Raw genomic sequence first — 1,991 nt, 5'->3', positions numbered from 1 at the left:
GCGCTGCTTGAGGGCCTTGTTATAAGAGGGCCAGTTGGTGATTTTAAAATTTTGTTTTGCCATGGAGACCTGATTTTGAAACAACTGTGGTGATCTGCTCCGATGATTACCCAAAAGTTCTATTTATTCAACAAAGCCCGAACGCGAGTACTACGTTTGATGCTACATCAACTCATTGAATACACGACCGATACGCTGGCGGAATTGCAGGTTCCTTGGCGCGTGACGTTGGGAAACCATGATGACAGGGAGGCCTTCTTGCGCGCGTTTCCCGCGTTGGCCGATGAGCATGGTTTTATCCAAAATGTCACGAACCTCGGCGATCATTGTGTGATTCTGCTGGATTCACTGCAAAGCGGTGATGTCGCGGGAAACCTGTGCAGTATGCGCTTACAGTGGCTGGAAGGGCAATTGCGCCGAGCTCAGGACAAAGCGGTATTGTTGTTTTTGCATCATTCGCCGATGCGTTGCATCAATGCTGTCTACGTTATGGCAACGTTCGGCATATTTCCGCGGGTCATGTGCACCGTCCTGCCAGTGGTAACTGGCGCGGCATCACCTTTACTACGGTGCGTGGCACCAACCATCAGTCTGCACTGCGTTTTGTCCCCGGTTTTGACATCAGCCAGGAAACGCCGCAGTACGCTATTTTCTGGGTAACGACGCAGGGGCATACCGTACATTTCAATGACGTTCCCGTCCTGTAAGGTGGGACGAGACAGCATGATGAAAAAATTCATTTACCTTGAGCAATCATCAACAATTTTTAAACGAAATTCGTTGACTCTTGGTTGAGATTCCGTCATTTTCTATATGGACGTCTAAAAGTATAGACGTTCGATAAATAATGACGGTAACGTGACGACAAGGGTGGCAAGGGTATGAGTTTTTTTCACGCAAACCAGCGGGAAGCGCTGAATCAAAGCTTGGCGGAGATCCATGGTCAACTCAATGTTTCCTTTGAGTTTTTTCCGCCGAAAACCAGCGAAATGGAAGATACGCTGTGGAACTCAATTGACCGCCTGAGCAACCTGAAACCCAAGTTTGTTTCTGTTACTTATGGCGCAAACTCCGGCGAACGTGACCGTACTCACAGCATTATCAAGACGATCAAAGAGCGTACCGGACTGGAAGCTGCGCCGCATCTGACTTGTATTGATGCTTCCAGCGAGCAACTGATTGAAATAGCACAGGATTACTGGAAAAGCGGCATTCGCTATATTGTGGCACTGCGCGGAGATTTACCGCCGCAAGGGGGCAAACCGGATATGTATGCCACCGATTTGGTGAGCCTGCTCAAAAGCGTCGGTGATTTTGATATCTCGGTCGCGGCTTATCCGGAAGTTCACCCGGAAGCCAAAAGCGCGCAAGCCGATCTGATTAACCTGAAGAAAAAGATTGATGCGGGTGCGAATCGCGCCATCACGCAGTTCTTTTTCGATGTGGAAAGCTATTTACGTTTTCGCGATCGCTGCGTCGCAACGGGCATTGATGTAGAGATTGTGCCGGGCATTCTGCCAGTCTCCAACTTCAAACAACTGCAACGCTTTGCCACCATGACGAACGTGCGTGTGCCGAACTGGATGACGGCAATGTTCGAGGGACTTGATAACGATGCTGACACCCGCAAAATGGTGGGCGCGGCCATCGCCATGGACATGGTGAAAATCCTCAGCCGTGAGGGTGTGAAAGATTTCCACTTCTATACGCTCAACCGTGCGGAGTTGAGTTATGCGATTTGCCATACACTGGGTGTAAGGCCCGCTGCCAACTGATCAAAAGCTAGCATGGCAGTGCGTAACCGTTGCGCGCTGCCATTACGTGTATTAGTCGCGACTAGATCTGACATTGGACCTTGAAAGGTTGAGAGTTACCGGTTTTGATATGGGTGTCTAATCCTTAAACAAAACGCGAGGTAACTCTCATGCTTCATACTAACAATCCCATTATCAAACACAAAGCCGGCCTGCTCAATCTCGCCGAAGAACTCG

The 1,991-nt window shown here is 49.4% G+C and carries 2 protein-coding genes; both read left to right on the top strand.

The window, feature by feature from the left end; all coding sequences use genetic code 11:
* Window positions 1-159: 159 nt before the first annotated feature.
* The gene (locus QZ506_RS02470) at window positions 160-660 is read left to right on the top strand and encodes a hypothetical protein (RefSeq protein WP_291968824.1); all 501 of its coding nucleotides are present in this window, start codon (window positions 160-162) and stop codon (window positions 658-660) included.
* A gap of 221 nt (window positions 661-881) precedes the next feature.
* Window positions 882-1,775, top strand: coding sequence for a methylenetetrahydrofolate reductase (metF, locus tag QZ506_RS02465; RefSeq protein ID WP_291968822.1), 894 nt, complete (start codon window positions 882-884; stop codon window positions 1,773-1,775).
* Window positions 1,776-1,991 lie beyond the last annotated feature (216 nt).

Origin of the sequence: Candidatus Symbiopectobacterium sp. (genome assembly GCF_020054415.1) — a bacterium.
GTDB lineage: Bacteria > Pseudomonadota > Gammaproteobacteria > Enterobacterales > Enterobacteriaceae > Symbiopectobacterium.
The sequence above is the reverse complement of the archived record's forward strand: the minus strand, read 5'-3'. Positions and strand labels throughout refer to the sequence as shown.